Annotated in this window: 18 protein-coding genes; 8 read left to right on the plus strand and 10 right to left on the minus strand. The window is 71.7% G+C overall.

Annotated features, from left to right (window positions below; all coding sequences use genetic code 11):
* The first annotated feature begins 149 nt into the window (after nucleotides 1-149).
* Nucleotides 150-1,379: an MFS transporter gene (locus tag AS594_RS24375; RefSeq protein WP_069929009.1), complete on the plus strand. Its 1,230-nt coding sequence runs from the start codon at nucleotides 150-152 to the stop codon at nucleotides 1,377-1,379.
* Between the two features lie 84 nt (nucleotides 1,380-1,463).
* Here the strand turns inward: AS594_RS24375 and AS594_RS24380 are convergent, their stop codons facing one another.
* Nucleotides 1,464-3,224, minus strand: coding sequence for an NAD+ synthase (locus tag AS594_RS24380; protein ID WP_069929010.1), 1,761 nt, complete (start codon nucleotides 3,222-3,224; stop codon nucleotides 1,464-1,466).
* A 243-nt stretch (nucleotides 3,225-3,467) separates the two neighbouring features.
* On the opposite strand from AS594_RS24380, the gene AS594_RS24390 reads away from it, so the two are divergent.
* Nucleotides 3,468-4,154, plus strand: a complete 687-nt coding sequence (locus AS594_RS24390) for a DUF998 domain-containing protein (protein WP_069929012.1) — start codon at nucleotides 3,468-3,470, stop codon at nucleotides 4,152-4,154.
* Nucleotides 4,151-5,113, plus strand: coding sequence for an alpha/beta fold hydrolase (locus AS594_RS24395; protein WP_079144420.1), 963 nt, complete (start codon nucleotides 4,151-4,153; stop codon nucleotides 5,111-5,113). Before AS594_RS24390 ends, AS594_RS24395 begins: the two co-directional genes overlap by 4 nt.
* Here the strand turns inward: AS594_RS24395 and AS594_RS24400 are convergent.
* The 3 genes from AS594_RS24400 to AS594_RS24410 form a co-directional block, all read right to left on the minus strand.
* Nucleotides 5,082-5,768: a DUF305 domain-containing protein gene (locus AS594_RS24400; protein WP_069929013.1), complete on the minus strand. Its 687-nt coding sequence runs from the start codon at nucleotides 5,766-5,768 to the stop codon at nucleotides 5,082-5,084. The genes AS594_RS24395 and AS594_RS24400 overlap by 32 nt on opposite strands.
* Nucleotides 5,768-6,415, minus strand: a complete 648-nt coding sequence (locus tag AS594_RS24405) for a DUF3105 domain-containing protein (protein WP_069929014.1) — start codon at nucleotides 6,413-6,415, stop codon at nucleotides 5,768-5,770. Before AS594_RS24405 ends, AS594_RS24400 begins: the two co-directional genes overlap by 1 nt.
* Nucleotides 6,416-6,477: 62 nt before the next feature.
* Nucleotides 6,478-6,948: a hypothetical protein gene (locus AS594_RS24410; RefSeq protein WP_069929015.1), complete on the minus strand. Its 471-nt coding sequence runs from the start codon at nucleotides 6,946-6,948 to the stop codon at nucleotides 6,478-6,480.
* Between the two features lie 109 nt (nucleotides 6,949-7,057).
* Between AS594_RS24410 and AS594_RS24415 the strand changes: the two genes are divergently transcribed.
* On the plus strand, nucleotides 7,058-8,023 hold the full coding sequence (locus tag AS594_RS24415) for an LLM class F420-dependent oxidoreductase (RefSeq protein ID WP_069935367.1): 966 nt from the start codon (nucleotides 7,058-7,060) through the stop codon (nucleotides 8,021-8,023).
* Nucleotides 8,024-8,052: 29 nt separating this feature from the next.
* Here the strand turns inward: AS594_RS24415 and AS594_RS24420 are convergent, their stop codons facing one another.
* Nucleotides 8,053-8,442 carry a VOC family protein gene (locus AS594_RS24420; RefSeq protein WP_069929017.1) on the minus strand — a complete coding sequence of 130 codons (390 nt, stop codon included), beginning with the start codon at nucleotides 8,440-8,442 and terminating at the stop codon, nucleotides 8,053-8,055.
* A 215-nt stretch (nucleotides 8,443-8,657) separates the two neighbouring features.
* Between AS594_RS24420 and AS594_RS24425 the strand changes: the two genes are divergently transcribed.
* Both AS594_RS24425 and AS594_RS24430 read left to right on the plus strand, forming a co-directional pair.
* A complete protein-coding gene (locus AS594_RS24425) occupies nucleotides 8,658-9,041 on the plus strand; it encodes a hypothetical protein (RefSeq protein ID WP_069929018.1) in 384 nt (127 codons plus the stop codon).
* Entirely contained in the window at nucleotides 9,038-9,568 is a 531-nt protein-coding gene (locus tag AS594_RS24430; protein WP_069929019.1) for a DUF6328 family protein, read from the plus strand. The genes AS594_RS24425 and AS594_RS24430 overlap by 4 nt, the downstream gene beginning before the upstream one ends.
* A 48-nt stretch (nucleotides 9,569-9,616) precedes the next feature.
* Here the strand turns inward: AS594_RS24430 and AS594_RS24435 are convergent, their stop codons facing one another.
* The 3 genes from AS594_RS24435 to AS594_RS24445 all read right to left on the minus strand — a co-directional run bounded on the left by AS594_RS24435 (nucleotide 9,617) and on the right by AS594_RS24445 (nucleotide 12,288).
* Nucleotides 9,617-11,152, minus strand: coding sequence for a DEAD/DEAH box helicase (locus AS594_RS24435; RefSeq protein WP_069929020.1), 1,536 nt, complete (start codon nucleotides 11,150-11,152; stop codon nucleotides 9,617-9,619).
* 331 nt (nucleotides 11,153-11,483) lie between these two features.
* A complete protein-coding gene (locus tag AS594_RS24440; protein ID WP_028811307.1) occupies nucleotides 11,484-11,687 on the minus strand; it encodes a cold-shock protein in 204 nt (67 codons plus the stop codon).
* Between the two features lie 274 nt (nucleotides 11,688-11,961).
* On the minus strand, nucleotides 11,962-12,288 hold the full coding sequence (locus tag AS594_RS24445) for a MerR family transcriptional regulator (protein ID WP_420877831.1): 327 nt from the start codon (nucleotides 12,286-12,288) through the stop codon (nucleotides 11,962-11,964).
* A gap of 295 nt (nucleotides 12,289-12,583) precedes the next feature.
* On the opposite strand from AS594_RS24445, the gene AS594_RS24450 reads away from it, so the two are divergent.
* Nucleotides 12,584-13,945: a glutamine synthetase family protein gene (locus tag AS594_RS24450; protein ID WP_069929022.1), complete on the plus strand. Its 1,362-nt coding sequence runs from the start codon at nucleotides 12,584-12,586 to the stop codon at nucleotides 13,943-13,945.
* Between the two features lie 204 nt (nucleotides 13,946-14,149).
* Nucleotides 14,150-14,599 (plus strand): SRPBCC family protein, encoded by a 450-nt coding sequence (locus tag AS594_RS24455; RefSeq protein ID WP_069929023.1) that lies wholly within the window; start codon nucleotides 14,150-14,152, stop codon nucleotides 14,597-14,599.
* 13 nt (nucleotides 14,600-14,612) lie between these two features.
* On the opposite strand, the gene AS594_RS24460 is transcribed toward AS594_RS24455, so the two are convergent.
* Nucleotides 14,613-15,173 carry a pyridoxamine 5'-phosphate oxidase family protein gene (locus AS594_RS24460; RefSeq protein WP_079144419.1) on the minus strand — a complete coding sequence of 187 codons (561 nt, stop codon included), beginning with the start codon at nucleotides 15,171-15,173 and terminating at the stop codon, nucleotides 14,613-14,615.
* A gap of 97 nt (nucleotides 15,174-15,270) precedes the next feature.
* Nucleotides 15,271-17,475: a PIG-L family deacetylase gene (locus tag AS594_RS24465; protein WP_069929024.1), complete on the minus strand. Its 2,205-nt coding sequence runs from the start codon at nucleotides 17,473-17,475 to the stop codon at nucleotides 15,271-15,273.
* Between the last annotated feature and the right edge of the window lie 279 nt (nucleotides 17,476-17,754).

Genomic DNA, 17,754 nt, shown 5'->3' on the forward strand with positions numbered 1-17,754 from the left:
CCCGGCGCACGCCCGCCCGCAATCCGGCGTTCACGCGGCGGAATACTTCACCTGAGAGACTTTGTTCAGTACGGGAACCTAATCGGCGTACCGCACGTGCGCCGTCCCCGTACCCGAGCACGCCGCCCCGCCCACGGAAAAGGTCCCTCATGCCCCGGCCGCCCCGGCCCATAGCCCTGTTCGCCCTGGCCGTCAGCGCCTTCGGCATCGGAACCACGGAGTTCGTGATGATGGGCCTGCTGCCCAACGTCGCGGACGACCTGGGCACCTCGGTGCCCACCGCCGGCCACCTGGTCGCGGCGTACGCGATCGGCGTGGTCGTCGGCGCCCCGCTGCTCACCGCGCTCGGCTCCCGCATTCCCCGCAAGCGCATGCTGCTGCTCCTCATGGCCCTCTTCACCGTGGGCAACCTCGCCTCCGCCCTGGCCCCCGGTTTCGGCTGGCTGGTGGCGGGACGGGTGCTCGCCGGGCTGCCGCACGGCGCGTTCTTCGGAGTCGGCGCGGTGGTCGCGGCGCGACTGGTCGCGGACGGGCGGCAGGCACGGGCCGTGGCGACGATGTTCCTCGGTCTCACGGTCGCCAACATCGTCGGCGTACCGGCCGCCACCCTGCTCGGCCAGCACCTCGGCTGGCGCGCGACGTTCCTGGTGGTGGCCGTGATCGGGCTGGTCGCGATGGCGGCGCTGGCCCGGCTGGTGCCGTACGTCCCGGTGGACGCGCGGCAGAGCGTACGCCGCGAACTGCGCACCCTCGGCGACCGTCAGGTGCTGCTCGGCCTGCTCACCGCGGTCTTCGGCTTCGCCGGTGTCTTCGCGGTGTACTCCTACCTGGCCTCGATGACGACCGAGGTCATGGGCTTCGGCGAGTCCTCGGTCACCGTCGTCCTGGCCCTCTTCGGCATCGGCATGACGCTGGGAGCCCTCGCCGCGGGCCCGCTGACCGACCGCGCCCTGCGCCCCACCCTGTACGGCTCACTGGCCGCGCTGGCGGTGGTGCTCGTGGCCTTCAACTTCACGGCGCACGTCCGGTGGGCGGCGCTGGTCACCGTGGTGGTGCTCGGCGCGGTGGGCTTCATGACCACCACGCCGCTCCAGATGCTGGTGATGAACAAGGCCAAGGAGGCGCCCACGCTGGCGTCGGCCTCGAACCACTCGGCGTTCAACCTGGCCAACGCGGGCGGCGCGTGGCTCGGCGGCACGGCGATCGCGGCCGGCTGGGGCTGGATGTCCCCGACGCTGGTGGGAGCGGTGCTGGCGGTGGCGGGCCTGGGCATCGCGGTGACGGCCGGCCTGCTGGACCGGGGCCCCGGATCGTCCCGCTCGCGCGTGGTGGCCTCGGGTGCGGCGTCCCGGGAACCGGCACGCGACACGGTGGGCTGACGGCGGCTGTCTCCCCGGGACCGGAGGTATGACCCCGGCCTCGGGGGAGGGCCGGCGGGGGAGCCCCGTCGGCCGTCCCCTCCGTCACCCCGACTCGCGCCACCGATTGGTGATCGGCAGCCGGCGGTCCTTGCCGAAGCCCTTCGCCGAGATCTTCGTGCCCGGCGGGTACTGACGGCGCTTGTACTCCGCCGTGTCCACCATCCGCAGCGTCTTCGTGACCAGTGCCCGGTCGAAGCCGGCGGCCACGATCGCCTCCAGGCCCTGGTCCTTGTCGACGTACAACTCCAGGATCCGGTCGAGGACCTCGTAGTCGGGCAGCGAGTCCGTGTCCACCTGACCCGGCCGAAGCTCCGCGCTCGGTGGCTTGGAGATGGAGTTCTCCGGGATCGGCGGCGTCTGGCCCCGCTCGGCGGCCGCCCTGTTCCGCCACCTCGCCAGCGCGAAGATCCACGTCTTGTAGACGTCCTTGACCGGCCCGTACGCGCCCACGGAGTCGCCGTAGAGCGTCGAGTACCCCACCGCCAGCTCGGACTTGTTGCCCGGCGCCAGCACGATCTGTCCCTCCTGGTTGGAGATGGCCATCAGCGTCGTGCCGCGCAGCCGCGACTGGAGGTTCTCCTCGGCGAGCCCGGTGAGCCCGAGCGCGTCCATGTAGGCGTCGAACATCGGCTCGATCGCGACGGTCCGGTAGTTCAGCCCGGTACGCCGCGCCAGCTCCGCCGCGTCGTCCTTGGAGTGGTCCGAGGAGTACTTCGACGGCATGGACACGCCGTACACGTTCTGCGCACCCAGCGCGTCGCACGCGATCGCCGCCACGAGCGCCGAGTCGATGCCCCCGGAGAGCCCGACCAGGACCTTGCCGAAACCGTTCTTGGCGGCGTACGCGCGCAGGCCCACGACCAGCGCCGAGTACACCTCCTCCTCGTCCTCCAGGCGCTCCGCGTAACCGCCCGTCAGCTCGGGCTCGTACGAGGGCACGGGCTCCTCGGAGAGGATCACGCGGTCGATGTGCAGTCCGTCGTCCACGACTCCGGTCGGCGCTTGTCCGACCGGCAGCGCCGCCGGCAGGTCCAGGTCGAGCAGCATGCTGCCCTCCGAGAACTGGGGTGCGCGCGCGACGACTTCGCCGTCTTTGTCGCAGACGATCGAATCGCCGTCGTAGACCAGTTCGTCCTGGCCGCCGATCATCGCGACGTACGCCGTCGTGCAGCCCGCCTCCTGGGCGCGCTTGCGCACGAGTTCGAGACGGCTGTCGTCCTTGTGGACCTCGTACGGCGAGGCGTTGATGGAGACCAGCAGTCCCGCCCCGGCGGACCGGGTGGCCGGCACGCGGCCCCCGTCCTGCCAGAGGTCCTCGCAGATGGCGAGGGCGACGTCGACGCCGTGCACGCGGATGACGGGCATCGAGTCGCCCGGCACGAAGTACCGGAACTCGTCGAAGACGCCGTAGTTCGGGAGGTGGTGCTTGGCGAAGGAGAGCGCCACCTTGCCGCCGTACAGCACGGCGGCGGCGTCCTGCGGGGACCCGGCCGGCTGGCCGTAGCGCGGCTGGGCCTTCTCGCAGCGGTCGAGATAACCGACGACGACCGGGATCTCCCCGAAGCCCTCCTCGGCGAGGCGCACCGCGAGCGCGCGCACGGCCTCCCGCGACGCCTCGACGAAGGACGACCGCAGCGCGAGGTCCTCGACGGGGTACCCGGTGAGCGCCATTTCGGGGAAGGCCACGAGGTGGGCGCCCTGCTCGGCGGCGTGCCGGGTCCAGCGGACGATCGATGCGGCGTTGCCCGCCAGGTCGCCGACGGTCGAGTCGATCTGATTCAGAGCGAGGCGTAGTTGAGGCACGGACTCAGTCTAATCGTCTGTCTGACGCGATGTGCTGGTGGATCGGTGAGTCGGTGGATCGGCCGCGTCGGCCGGCGGAGCAGCTTGCCGCTGAGGACCTTCCGGCGGCCGCTGCCGTCGGTCACCGGCTCCGCGTCGGCCCGTCGGCGTCGCCGCCCGTGGCGGCCGCGCTCTGTGTGTCCCCTCTCATCCCCGCCACCGCCGTGCCGCGGTCCGTGGTCCCGAAGTAGCGTTCACCCCACTATGCCGATTGCGTCTCTCCGCGGTACCCGGCCGGTCGCCGTCCTTCTGGCGGCTGGCGCCGTCGTGTACTCCGCGTGGGTGTTGGAAGCCGTCCTCGCGACCGGCCTCGACCCCCTGCGTACGTACGTCAGCGAACTCGCCGCTGCGGGAAGGCCGTTCGGCGGCCTCTTCCGGACCACCGACCTGATCGCGGGCCTGCTGGTACTGGCGGGCGCGCTCGGCGCCCTCGTCAGGTACCGTCCGCGCGGGCTATGGGACCGCACGGGCTGGGCGGCGCTCGCCCTCTTCGGCGCCGCGACCGCCGCCGACTCCCGGCTGCCGCTGAGCTGCGCGCCGACCGTGGACGCGGCGTGCGCGGCCCGCGAGGCGGCCGGGTTCGTCCCGGCCACCCACGCGGCGCACGCGTGGAGCAGCAGCATCGCGTCGACCGCGGCGGTCGTCGCCGTCGTGGCGCTCACCGTCGCGGCCCGCCGCCACGGCCGTCACTCGCTCCTCGCCCGTACCGGACCGGCCCTCGCCGCGGCCGAACTCGCCGCCACCGCGTGGACCCTCTCCTCCATCGCCGCGTTCGAGTCCGGGAACGGCACCTGGCTCCTGGGCGCCGGGCAGCGGCTCCAAGTGCTCCTCGCGGCGCTCTGGCTCGGCCTGCTGGCGTGGTCAGTGGCACGCGAGAAGCTGTACGAATGACCTCGACCGGGAGTTTCCTCAACATCAGCGGCACCCCGCACCACGTGGTCGTGGAGGGCTGCGGCCCGGTGTGCGTGCTGAGCGCCGGCCTCGGCATGAGCTGGTTCGACTGGGATCCCGTCGTGGAGCTGCTCGCGCCCTTCCGCACGGTCGTCCGTTTCGACCGCCCCGGCCACGGCCTGAGCGCCCCGGCCCCCGCCGCCACGCCCCCCAGCGCCGAAGGCGAGGCGCACCGTATCGCCGCGATCCTCGACGCGCTGGGCCCGGACGGCGCGGGCGGCCGGGGCCCCGTCACCGTCGTCGGGCACTCCGTGGCCGGGTTCCACGCCGAGGCGTTCGCCCGCCTGTATCCGGCGCGTACGGCCTCGGTCGTGCTGGTCGACTCCAGCGTCGAGGAACACGCGCGCGTGCCCGCCGCCCCCGGCCTGCGGACCGCCGCGACACGGGCACTCGCCGCCGCGCTCTGCGCCGCCGGGCTCCCCGCCGCGCTCGGGCCGCTCGCGCGCGGCGCGGTGGTGCGCGCGGGGCGGGCGCACCCGGCCGGCCGGGGCCCCGGCAGCGGCGACCCGGCGCCCGAGCCGCTCGTACGCCGCTGCTACCGCACCTCCCGCGTCCTGCGCGGCGCGCTGCGGGAGAACACCCACTACCGCGCGGTCGCGGCCGGACTCCTCGCCCTGCGCGACCGCCACCCGCTGCCCGAAGACATCCCTGTCACGGTCCTCGCGGCGTCCGACGGCAGGGGCGGACGCGGTTCGCTGCGCTGGCTCGAACGTCAGCGGGACCTCGCGGCCACCCTCGGCGCCCGCTTCGAAGTCGCCGAGCCCTGCGGCCACTTGGTGATGCTGGACCGCCCGGACGCGGTGGTCCGGGCGGTCCGGGCGGCGGGACCGGCCGCCGGGGCCGGTTCCGCCGGACGGCCCGGCCCGGTCACGGACGAGGGGCCGCGCCCCGCGCCTTGAGCAGGTCCGCCATCAGCGCGATCTCCGACTCCTGGGCATCGACCATGCCCTGCGCCAGGGACCGCTCCACGGCGACCTCGCACCGGTCGGCGCACCCCTGGGCCATCGTGACGCCGCCCTTGTGGTGGGCCGTCATCAGCCGGAGGTAGAGGATCTCCGCCTGCCTGCCGTCCGCCGCCCGCAGCTTCGCCAGGTCGGTCCTGGTCGCCATGCCGGGCATCAGCGACCCGTCACGCACCTCGTGGGTCCCGTGCGACCCGTGCCCGCCGTGGCCGCCGTCCGATCCGGGCTTCGTCATCCAGGCCATCGGCTCGCCGGCGGAGACCTTCGGCAGCCCCCACAGGTCGAGCCAGCCGAGCATCATGCCCCGCTGGTTCGCCTGCGTGTTGGCGATGTCGTACGCCAGCCTGCGCACCTCTTCGTTCTTCGTGCGGTCACGCACGATGAACGACATCTCCACCGCCTGCTGGTGATGCACCGACATGTCCCGCGCGAAGCCCGCGTCCGCCGAGTCCTCGGCGGGCGTACGGGACGCCGGGGAACCGCCACGGCCGCCGTCCTCGTTCCCGTTCCCGGCGGCGACCGTGACGGCCCCCGCCGCGAAAAGCAGCGCGAGCACGACGGCCGTGACGGCGGCCCAGTACGTACGCGTCATCACTGAGCCAGTCCGCCGGTGCACGCCGCACCGGGCTCCGGCGTCTGCGGGCCCTGCACGTACTTCGTGAAGAACTGGTCGACCCGCGGGTCCGCGGCACTGTCCACGGTCACCTGCTTGCCCCAGGCGCTGAGCATGAGCGCACCGGACTGGTCCTTGAGCGGGCTCATCAGCGAGTACGGGGTCTTGCCAACCTTCTCGGCGAGCTTCTTGACGTCCGCGTCGGACGCCTTGTCGTTGTACGTCACCCACACCGCGCCGTGCTCCAGCGAGTGCACGGCGTTGACCTTGGGGATCTCCTTCTTGTAGACGTCGCCCTCGCAGTTCATCCAGACCTGGGAGTGGTCGCCGCCCACCGGCGGTGTCATCGGGTACGAGACGTCCTTGTTGACGTGGTTGCGTCCCAGCTTCTTGGCGTCCCAGGACTTCTCGTCCGTCACGGGGGCCTTGGCCTGGGCCACCTTCTGTTCCTTCTTCTCCGACTCCTTGAGGAAGACGTAGGAGCCGAATCCGACCAGGCCGGCCACGACGGCCGTACTGATGCCGATCACGAGGAACCGGTTCCTGCGCTCGCGGGCCTGCTCGGCGCGGCGCATCTCCTCTATTCGGGCCTTGCGCGACGCGTTGGCGGTCTTGTTCGAAGCCATGGTGTAAGTCCTTCGCCTGCTGGGAGGGGGGTCTGATGCGGGTCCGGGTGCGGGCGGCCCGGCTACGTCCGCATCACCTGAAGGACATGGCGTCCGGGCGCCCGCGGGAGCACCCCGGGGCCGCGTACCGGATCGGCGGCGGCCGGCGGGGGGAGGTGCTGCGGCTCCGCGGCCACCGGAGTGGCCGGCGGCGGCGCGCTGAGTACGGCGGGGGACAGGTGCGGGGAGACGCCGCAGTGGCGGGAGTCGTACGGGCAGATGTACGCCGACCCGTCCCGCGCGGAAGCGGCGTCCGGCGCCGGGACGTGCGGGGCGGCCGGTGCGCCGGCGAACGCGCCGGGCGGTACGGCCGCCGGTACGGCTTCCGCGGCGACCGCGGCCGGGGCGCCGGTCCCGTGGTGATCCCGGGGCTCGGGGCCCGTACCCAGGCAGACGAAGAGCGCGGCGAGCAGCGTCGCCACGGCGCTCAGCAGCGCCGTGGGACGTGTGGTGCGCCTGTTGCGCCCGGTGCGGGATTGCCGCCGTCCCCCCATGGGCGGAAATCGTAGTGTGCGACGGCGCTCCGTACGTCACACGGGCCGCAACCCGTTGTCCTCGCAGGCGGGGATGTTTTGCGCCGGGGCGACCGGCAACCCGACGTTCATGGTGCAAATCGGATACACGATGATGACCGAGCAGGCCGGGCCCCGTGAACTGGTCGACCATGTGGTCGCCGCGGAGCGCGCCGGTTTCGACTTCTCCGTCACGTCGGACCACTACTTCCCGTGGCTGGCCGAGCAGGGACACGCCCCGTACGCGTGGAGCGTGCTCGGAGCGGCGGCCCAGGCCACCTCCCGCATTCCCCTGATGACGTACGTGACCTGCCCCACGGTCCGCTACCACCCCGCCGTCGTCGCCCAGAAGGCCGCGACCGTGCAGTTGCTGGCGGAGGGCCGGTTCCGGCTGGGGCTCGGTTCCGGCGAGAACCTCAACGAGCACGTCGTCGGCGGGGGCTGGCCCGCGGCCCACGTCCGCCTGGAGATGCTGGAGGAAGCCGTGGAGATCATCCGCGCGCTGTTCGCCGGCGGCGACGTCAGCCACCACGGCACGCACTACGACGTCGAGAACGCGCGCCTGTGGGACCTGCCCGACCCGCTTCCGCCGATCGGCATCGCCGTGTCCGGCGAGCGGTCCTGCGAACTCGCCGGCCGTCTGGGCGACCTCGTCATCGCCACCGAGCCCAAGGGGGAACTCCTCGACGCCTTCGACCGCCACGGCGGCGGCGGAAAGCCCCGGATCGGGCAGCTGCCGGTCTGCTTCGACACCGACCGGGACGCGGCGGTCGAGCGGGCGCACGAGCAGTTCCGCTGGTTCGGCGGCGGCTGGAAGGTCAACGCGGAGCTGCCCGGACCGGCCGCGTTCGCCGGCGCCACCCGGTTCGTACGGCCCGAGGACGTCGCCGAGTCCATTCCCTGCGGCTCGGACGTCGGGGCGTTCGTCGAGGCGGTACGGCCCTACGCCGACGCGGGCTTCACCGAGATCGCGCTGGTCCAGGTCGGCGGCGAGCACCAGCGCCCGTTCATCGACTGGGCGGAGAAGGAGCTGCTGCCGGCCCTGCGCGAACTCTGAACCCGGCCCGGCCCGGCCGCGGCCCGGGGTCAGCGCGGAGCGAACCGGTGCGCCAGCGTGAAGGAGTGTCCGGCCGGATCGGAGTACACGCGCTCGTCGCGCGGCCCGCTGTTGTCCTTCGTGTCCACGGGCCGCGCGCCGAGGCTCACGGCCTCGCGCTCCGCCTCGTCCATGTCACCTCGCTCGACCAGGATCCGCAGATGCGCCTGCTGCGAGTCCTCCGGGCGCGGCCAGCTGGGCGGCGCGTAACCGTGGTCCCTGCGGATCGCCATGAAGACACCCTGATGCCCCACGACCTCGACGAAGTCGGGGTTGGTCCCGGTCCGGGCCTCCCCGCCCAGCAGTCCGGCGTAGAACTCCGCCAGCACCTCGGGCTCCGCGCAGTCCAGTACGAGAACGCTCTGCTTCGCCACCGTCATGTGCTCTCTCCCCAATCCCCGGTGGGCCGGGCGGCCCCTCACCCGCGTACCCAGCGGGTGCGACGGCACACGGACCGTCACGGAGCGACAACCCGTAGCGGAGCGGCGACGCATCACGGCCGGGCGAGCGGGTACCCGCTGCTGTCTCCGGTCGCGCAGGCGATCCCGCCGGGTGAGCCTGGGGATCGGCGACGACGAGAGAAAGAAGCCCCACAGTGAACAGCACGGAACACTCCGGAACGCAGGTCCTGGTCGAACTCACCGGCAGCTCCAAGGAGGACGCCAACGCCGTCTTCGGCGCCCTGTGCACCGCCTTCGAGTCCGACCGTGAGGCCGACGAGGAACTGCACAACGGCGTGAACGGACGTCCGATGGTGTGGAGCGCCACCTACGACGTGTTCGGCGTACGGGAACAGGCCGCCCCCGCACGGCTGACGGCGCCCGTCACCGTCACGCTCCAGGGCGGCTACCGCGCGGTGGACCAGGTGCGCGAGCAGCTCGCGGTGGCGTTCGCGGTCCAGGAGGAGGGCTCGGCTTCCGGCGACCAGGAGAAGGAGCTCCAGCTGCGTCTGGAGAGCGGGCCCGGGACCTCGCCATGACCGACGGCGGCGGGACGGGCGAGGGCGGAAGGGTCCGGGAACCGGACACCAACCTCCGCCGGGGCCGCCACGAGACCGAGGAAGAGCGGGCGGACCGGCTCTGGGCCGAGCTGCTCCAGGAACTTCGGGTCGCGCAGACCGGCGTACAGATCCTCTTCGGCTTCCTGCTGACCGTCGTCTTCCAGCCGCGTTTCACCGACCTGTCGGCGACCGACAAGGACTTCTACGTCGTCACGGTGGTGCTCGGCGCCGCCACGGTGGGCGCGCTCGTCGGACCCGTGTCCTTCCACCGGCTGGTCACCGGCCGCCGGATCAAGCCGCAGACCGTCCGGTGGGCGTCGCGGCTGACCGTCGTCGGCCTGGTGCTGATGCTGTGCACGATGGCGTCGGCCCTGCTGCTGATCCTGCGCGTCGCGGTACGCGACACCACCGCGATGTGGCTGGTCGGCGGCCTCGTGCTGTGGTTCGTCCTGTGCTGGTTCGTACTGCCCGCCTGGGCCCGGTACGCCAGTGCGGGCAGGCACTGACCGAAGTCACTGCCTGCCCGCACCGGATGTCGGACCGTGCCGCTGTGCTTACGCGGCGCCGCCGCGGCTGCTGCCCGCGCTGCTGCCGGCGCCGGTGCCGCCGTACGAGCGGCGGCGCGCCTGCGCCGGAGCGCTGCGGCGGCCACGCTGCGAGGACGCGCTGCGGGCCGGGCGCTCCCGGACCGGCGACGAGATGACGACGGGAACGCCGGACGGGGCCTGCGCGCCGGTGATCCGGCTCAGCTCGGCGTCACCGGAGCGGACCTGGGCGGTCTGCGGGGTGATGCCGGCGGCCTGCATCAGGCGGGACATCTCACGGCGCTGGTTGGGCTGCACCAGCGTGACGACGCTGCCGGACTCGCCCGCGCGGGCGGTACGGCCGCCGCGGTGCAGGTAGTCCTTGTGGTCGGTCGGCGGGTCGACGTTGACGACCAGGTCGAGGTTGTCGACGTGGATGCCGCGGGCCGCGACGTTGGTCGCCACCAGTACGGTCACATGCCCGCTCTTGAACTGGTCGAGGGTGCGCGTGCGCTGCGGCTGCGACTTCCCGCCGTGCAACGCGGCCGCCCGTACGCCGCTGGCCAGCAGGTCCCGGGTCAGCCGGTCCACGGCGTGCTTGGTGTCCAGGAACATGATCACCTTGCCGTCGCGGGCGGCGATCTCGGTGGCCGTGGCCTGCTTGTCGGCCGGGTGGACGTGCAGCAGGTGGTGCTCCATCGTCGTCACCGCGCCCTGTGCGGCGTCGACCGAGTGGACCACCGGGTCGGTCAGGTAGTTGCGGACCAGCTTGTCGACATTGCGGTCGAGGGTGGCCGAGAACAGCATCGTCTGGCCCTCGGGCGCGACCTGCTGGAGCAGCTCGGTGACCTGCGGCATGAAGCCCATGTCGGTCATCTGGTCGGCCTCGTCCAGCACCGTGATCTTCACCTGGTCCAGGCGGCAGTCCCGGCGGTCGATGAGGTCCTTGAGCCGGCCCGGGGTCGCCACGACGACCTCGGCCCCGGTGCGCAGGGCGCCGGCCTGGCGGCCGATCGACATGCCGCCGACGACCGTGGCGACACGCAGTCGCACGGCGCGGGCGTAGGGGGTCAGGGCGTCGGTGACCTGCTGGGCGAGCTCACGGGTCGGTACGAGCACCAGAGCCAGCGGCTGACGCGGCTCGGCGCGCTTGCCGGCCGTCCTGGCCAGCAGCGCCAGCCCGAAGGCGAGCGTCTTGCCGGAGCCGGTACGGCCGCGGCCCAGGACGTCGCGTCCGGTCAGCGTGTTCGGCAGGGTGGCGGCCTGGATGGGGAACGGCACGGTCACGCCCTGGGCGGTGAGCGCCGTCAGCAGGGCCGCGGGCATGTCCAGCTCGTCGAATGCCTCGACCGCCGGCAGTGCCGGCGAGGTGCCGACCGGAAGGGCGAACTCACCCTGCGGCGCCGAGGAACGGCGCTGGGGGGACCGGCCCGACGAGCCGGAGGAGCGGTTGGGCGCCGCGGGGCGGAAGCGCTCGCCGCGGTCGCTGGTGCGGCCGGCGAAGTTGCCGCCGGCGCGGGTACGGGAAAATCGGTCACGGTCGTTGGAGCGTGCTGCGCGGTTCATCTGAACCCTCCTCGATGGGCACGTATCGAGGAATTCCGGGCAGCGGTTACCGCGTGGGTTACTGCTGCAAGGAATCGCAAGAACGAGCCGATAATTAAAAAGCCGAAATGAAGCCGGTCGAAAAGGTTTGGAAGCCTTTTGGCCGGGAGCTTCGAAGTGGCTGCATTCCGCGCGAAGAAAGCGCGGAGGCGGCGGGGCGACGAGAATCGTGGCCGACCGCTCATGAGTCGGACGCGCTGGAGGGGCGACCGAGTCGGGGCAACGATTCAAAGCAACGAGACGGGGCCCGCACCCTCAGGTGCGGGCCCCGTCCGTGTAGTACGCGTCAGCGTCAGGCGGGAACGATGTTCTCGGCCTGCGGGCCCTTCTGGCCCTGCGTGACGTCGAAGGTCACCTTCTGGCCTTCCTGAAGCTCACGGAAGCCCTGGGTGGCGATGTTGGAGTAGTGGGCGAAGACGTCAGCGCCGCCACCCTCCTGCTCGATGAAGCCGAAACCCTTTTCGGCGTTGAACCACTTCACGGTGCCAGAAGCCATGTCAATTCTCCTTTGGAGCAGTGCCGAAGGCCGCCCTGTGCGGACTTCGAGTCGCGTTGCCGCGATGATTGCCCCGTCCGGAACAAAGCACCGGAAATACGAAAGTGCGCCCGCAGCGGATGAGCCGCGGGAGCACTTGAAGTTTTGGGAACCACAACTGCAACTGAGATCAACAGTAGCACGGTGCGGCCGACGCGCCAGGGGGCTTTCGTCACATCCGCCGTGGCGCCATAAACCCTCCACGCACGCCGCTTTAATTTCTACAGCTGCCGCGTCAGATATTTTGCTCGCGGAGTTGCTCGTTCATACGCAGGGCGTCTTCCAGCTGGTCTTCGAGGATGACGATCCGGCAGGCGGCGTCGATCGGGGTGCCCTGGTCGACCAGTTCGCGGGCCCGGGCGGCCACGCGCAGCTGGTAACGGGAGTAACGGCGGTGGCCGCCCTCCGAGCGCAGCGGGGTGATGAGCCGCGCCTCGCCGATGGCCCGCAGGAACGCGGGGGTGGTGCCGATCATCTCGGCGGCCCGGCCCATGGTGTAGGCGGGGAAGTCGTCGTCGTCGAAGCGGTCGGCCTTGGTGGTCCGATGGGACTGCGCGGTCACTTGCACCATCTTCTGTAGCGCTCGGGGCGGACACTACGAGTGTGGCATGTCTGCTGCCGCCGTGGCAGATTTTCCTCCGCCGACGCCCGAGCCCGGGGCCGCTCCGGCGTGCCGTGGGCACTATGGAGGAGGCGGCGGGGAGACGGGACACGGGCGTTCACCCGTACGGCCCCGGATGTCGGCCCCGGGGGCCGCAATGTGTTGGAAACCGTGTGGTGGGATGCTCAAGTGCCCCGACGTGCGCCCGAGGCGTGGGAGCAGGCGGCTTGACCAGCAAGGATGGGTAGGAAACCAGATGGATAAGCAGCAGGAATTTGTGCTCCGTACGCTGGAGGAGCGCGACATCCGGTTCGTGCGCCTGTGGTTCACCGACGTACTCGGCTTCCTGAAGTCGGTCGCGGTGGCCCCGGCCGAGCTTGAGCAGGCGTTCGACGAGGGCATCGGCTTCGACGGCTCCGCGATCGAGGGCTTCGCCCGCGTCTATGAGTCGGACATGATCGCCAAGCCGGACCCCAGCACCTTCCAGATCCTTCCGTGGCGGGCCGAGGCCCCCGGCACGGCCAGGATGTTCTGCGACATCCTGATGCCGGACGGCTCGCCGTCGTTCGCGGATCCCCGGTACGTACTGAAGCGCATCCTGGCCAAGACGTCGGACCTGGGCTTCACCTTCTACACCCACCCCGAGATCGAGTTCTTCCTGCTGAAGAACAAGCCGCTGGACGGAACCCGGCCCACCCCGGCCGACAACTCCGGCTATTTCGACCACACGCCGCAGAACGTCGGCATGGACTTCCGCCGCCAGGCGATCACCATGCTGGAGTCGATGGGCATCTCGGTCGAGTTCAGCCACCACGAGGGCGCGCCCGGCCAGCAGGAGATCGACCTCCGTTACGCCGACGCGCTGTCGACGGCCGACAACATCATGACGTTCCGCCTGGTCATGAAGCAGGTCGCGCTGGAACAGGGCGTCCAGGCGACGTTCATGCCGAAACCGTTCTCCGAGTTCCCGGGTTCCGGCATGCACACCCACCTCTCCCTCTTCGAGGGCGACCGCAACGCCTTCTACGAGTCGGGTTCGGAGTACCAGCTCTCCAAGGTCGGCCGCTCCTTCATCGCCGGCCTCCTCAAGCACGCGGCGGAGATCTCCGCCGTCACCAACCAGTGGGTCAACTCGTACAAGCGCATCTGGGGCGGCTCGACCCGCACGGCCGGTTCCGGCGGCGAGGCCCCGTCGTACATCTGCTGGGGCCACAACAATCGCTCCGCGCTGATCCGCGTCCCGATGTACAAGCCGGGCAAGACGGGCTCGGCGCGGGTCGAGGTCCGCTCGATCGACTCGGGCGCGAACCCCTACCTCACCTACGCCGTCCTGCTCGCCGCCGGCCTCAAGGGCATCGAGGAGGGCTACGAGCTCCCGCCGGGCGCCGACGACGACGTCTGGGCCCTGTCCGACGCCGAGCGCCGCGCGATGGGCATCGAGCCGCTCCCGCAGAACCTCGGCGAGGCGATCGCCCTGATGGAACGCAGCGAACTGGTCGCCGAAACCCTCGGCGAGCACGTCTTCGACTTCTTCCTCCGCAACAAGAAGCAGGAGTGGGAGGAGTACCGCTCCGAGGTCACCGCCTTCGAGCTCCGCAAGAACCTGCCGGTGTTGTAACCGCAGGTCAGCGCGTACTTTCTGATCGAGCGACCCTCCGGGCCGGCACCGCCACGGTGCCGGCCCGGAGCTCGGTCGGCGCTCCGGCGGCAAAGCCGGTGCGGTGGGGCCGTGGTGCGGCCCGGACCTGGCGGGGCACTGCGCCGGGTGGGACCATTCGGGTGAGGGCACCAGGTACCCCAGAAGCGCCAGAAAGGGGGAGAAATGTCCGCGATCACGGAAAGCATCGACATCGCGCGGCGGCCCGAGGACGTCTTCTCCTACGTGACCGACCCTTCGCACCTCCCCGAATGGCAGGAGAGCGCGGTGGCCGTGCGCCAGGTGGACGAAGGGCCTCTGACCGTGGGATCGCGCGTGGTGGTCACCCGCCGGATGGGCCGTCGGGAGATGTCGACGACCATGCGGATCGACGCGCTGGAAGCGCCGCGGAGCTGGCACATGCACGGTGTGGACGGGCCCGTACGAGGAGAGGTGACCGGCAGGATCGAGCCGCTCGGCGACGGCGAGCGGTCGCGGCTGACCCTGTCCGTCGACTTCGAGGCGCACGGGATCGGGAAGCTGCTCGTTGCGCTCGTCGTGCGGCCGCAGGTGCGCAAGGAGATGCCGGCGAACGAGGAGACACTGAAGCGCGTGCTCGAAGGCAGCGCGGCCTGAGGGATTCCGCCGGTCAGAAGAGCCAGCGGGTCTGGCTGTAGACGCCCTTGCCGAAGCCGAAAGCGGCGGTGGGCGCGACGCGGAACACCACCGCGCGGTCGCCGTCGTGCTGGAAGGCCCCGTCCCGGACGTCGAAGTGCCAGTCCGGGCCGTACTTCGCCTCGTACGCCGCCGCCAGGCGCCGCAGCCGGGCCTCGTCCCTCTCCCACACCGCCTTGCCCTCGACCACCAGGTCGAAGCCCTCGCGCAAGGTGTTCTGGCCGGTGGTGAGGACGACGTGCGGATTGGTGGCGAGGTTCTTCGCCTTGCGTTCCGCCGGGCCCGTACAGAAGTGCAGCGCGTTGTCCTGCCAGACGGCCAGCAGCGGGGTGACGTGCGGGCGGCCGTCCGGGCGTACGGTCGTCAGCCAGAACAGCTCGGCCCGTTCCAGCCACGCCACCGCGTCGGACCAGGGCGTCGCCGTCGCGGTTTCCTCGCTGTAGCGGCCGTCCAGGTCGGTACGCGGCTCGGGTGTGTCGCGCGGGGCTTCCCCCGGGGTGTCGGGCGGTGTGTCGCGCGGGGCTTCGTGCTCCATGGTGCGTGCCTCTCGCTCGCGGTCTGTTCTGCCTCGGTACGTCTTCACTACGTCTTCCGAGGGCAGACCGCGAGCGGGAGCCGGACTCATCGGGACGTCAGCGGACGTCCGTCGCCGGCCCGGTCGTGACCGGCGCCGGGCCCACCGGCTGCCAGGCCGACGCACCCCTGCCCGTCCAGTACAGGCGGCCGTCCAGTGCCACACCGGCGACCCAGGGGTTGCCGGCCGTGTCCGTGGTGGCGGCAGGCGCGCCGCCGAAGAGGAAGCCGCCGCGGTTCCAGCGGGGTGCGCCCGCCGCCCCCGGAGGAAGCTCGGCCGTGCCGAGCCGGCCCGCGCCGTCGCGCGCGGCCAGCAGGCCGCCCGAGGCGCTTACCGGACCGAAGCCGGCCCGGCCGCCCAGGTCGGTGACCGCGTCCGTGGGCGCCGCCGCGGTCACCGCGCCGGGGGATGCGCCGACGGAGAAGCGGGTGGCGAGGACGGCGCCGGAGCCGGGCTTGCGGAAGTACAGGCGTACGCCGTCCCCGTCGGGGCGGACGGTCGGCGGCAGCGGCGTCGCGGGCAGGGCTGTGGGCAGGGGGCCGCGCATGGGGGAGCCGGGTGCGTCCTGGGTCCAGACGACGGTCGAGGTGAGGGTCTGTGCGAAGACGTAACCGCGGCCCGTGCTGTCGACGGCCGCCGACGGGTCGCCGAAGACCTGCGAGCCGCCCAGCGACCGCCAGGGAGTCCAGCTTCCGTTGGCCAGCTGCGTCCGGGAGCTGAGCGCGTGGCCGCCGTCGCGGAGGTAGAGCGTCGCGCGCCCCTCGCGGTCCACGGTCACGGCCGGGGCGCTGATGTCCAGGGAGCCGGCCGCGTGGGCGGCCGGCGGCAGGCCGAGGGACTGCCAGGGGCCGAAGGGCCCGCCCACGGCGCTCTGCACGGCGGTGACGACGTCGCGGCGGTAGCCGGCCGGACCGTCGAAGGACGTGCGGGTGCCGAAGAGGGCTATTCGGCCGTCGGGCAGCTTCTCGGAGGTGATCCCGCTGTCCAGGCCGGTCCCGCCGAGCAGCGTCGGGCCGGTCCACGCAGGCCGGGAGCCGGCCTTCGTGCCGGGCTCGCGGTGCCAGACGGCGAGGCGCGTGTCCAGTACGGAGAACGCCCACAGTTCGCCCTCGCGGGCGCCGCTCTGGAGCCACGAGGTGCTGGTGTTGCGCGAGTGGCGGATGCCGTACACCCAGCCGGGGCCCGTCGGGCGCCCCGCCACCTTGCGGTCGCCGCAGCCGGCCTCCGCGTCGCAGTAGTTGTCGGGGTAGTCCGTCCAGGCGTACGTCTTCAGCGTGTGCAGCTTCTCCCGCACGGCGTCGGGGTCCAGTACGTGCGGCAGGCTGCCGTTGAGGTAGCCCAGGTAGTTCTGGACGGTGAAGTGCGGGTGGCCGCCGGACCTGCCGTACTCGGTGAGCGCCAGCTGGGCGAACCTGGCGCCGTACATGTGGTCCTGGTGGTCGGGCAGCATGCGCGGCGTGGCCTCGCGGCCGTTCGTCGGGTCGAGCATGCGCACGAAGGTCGGCTGGAAGCGCTCCAGCAGCCCGGTGATGGTCCGGACGACCTGGTCCTTGGAGTACGAGAAGTTCTCCGTGACCGGGGTGTCCGACGACAGCTCCGACTCCAGGGCCGCCACCCGGCCGTCCCACAGGCCGTGCAGGCTGTGCGGCCGGTTCGCGGCGCTGGCGCCCGCCTCGTGCAGCTGGACCCAGACCAGGCTGACCTCGGGGCGTGCCTTCAGCGTGTCGAGCTCGGCCCAGCCGCCGCCGTCCGTGCGGATCGCGGAGCGCTGCCAGGGGCTGGTGCGGTCGCCGGTGGCCATTTCGGCGTACGCGGCGCGTATGCCGTTCTGCCGGGCCTCCGCGTAGCGCGCCTTGTCGGGGGCGGGCAGCGGGACGCCCTCGTTCGCGCCGCCGCGGAAGGAGTTGACGCCGTCCGCCTCGCCCGCCGTCAGGTAGACCGAGGTCAGGCGGTGGCCGGTGCGTATGGACTGGCTGAGGTCGGGGTTCATGAAGAACAGGTCGTCGTCCGGGTGGGAGACGATCTGCAACACCGACTCCCCGGCGGCGCGCACCGGCTCGGCCCGGCCCGCCGTCGCGTCCTTCCCCGCCCTGTCCGCCGGGCCGGCCGCCACGGTCCCGGCCGCCTTGGGGCCGGTGGCCGCCAGTGGGACGGCGGGACGGGCGAGCTGGATGCCCGTCACGGTCAGCAGCAACGTCGCGAGGACGACGCTGGGCAGAGCGCGGCGCGGCAGGCGGAAGGTATTACGGGCCCTGGGCGGCATAGGAATGGTGCTTTCGGTGTGCGAGATGTGGCTACGGGATGGGGTGCGCCCAGGACGGCGCTGATCATCGCGCGTGACTGTGGAGCAGAAGTGAAGAGGGTTTCACGTGGGATCCGGTTCACCGGCCCCGGAAACCCGTGATGTTGCGGATCTCACTGGCCTTCTCGGTCACAGTTCTTCGCACAGTCCGTCTCGGTTCTTCGCACAGTCCGCCCTGGTCCCGGCCCGGGCCGGAGGCCGTGCCGCTGCTCCTGCGGATAGGCTCGTGAGCCGGACCTT

It is taken from the genome of Streptomyces agglomeratus (assembly GCF_001746415.1).
Taxonomy (GTDB): domain Bacteria; phylum Actinomycetota; class Actinomycetes; order Streptomycetales; family Streptomycetaceae; genus Streptomyces; species Streptomyces agglomeratus.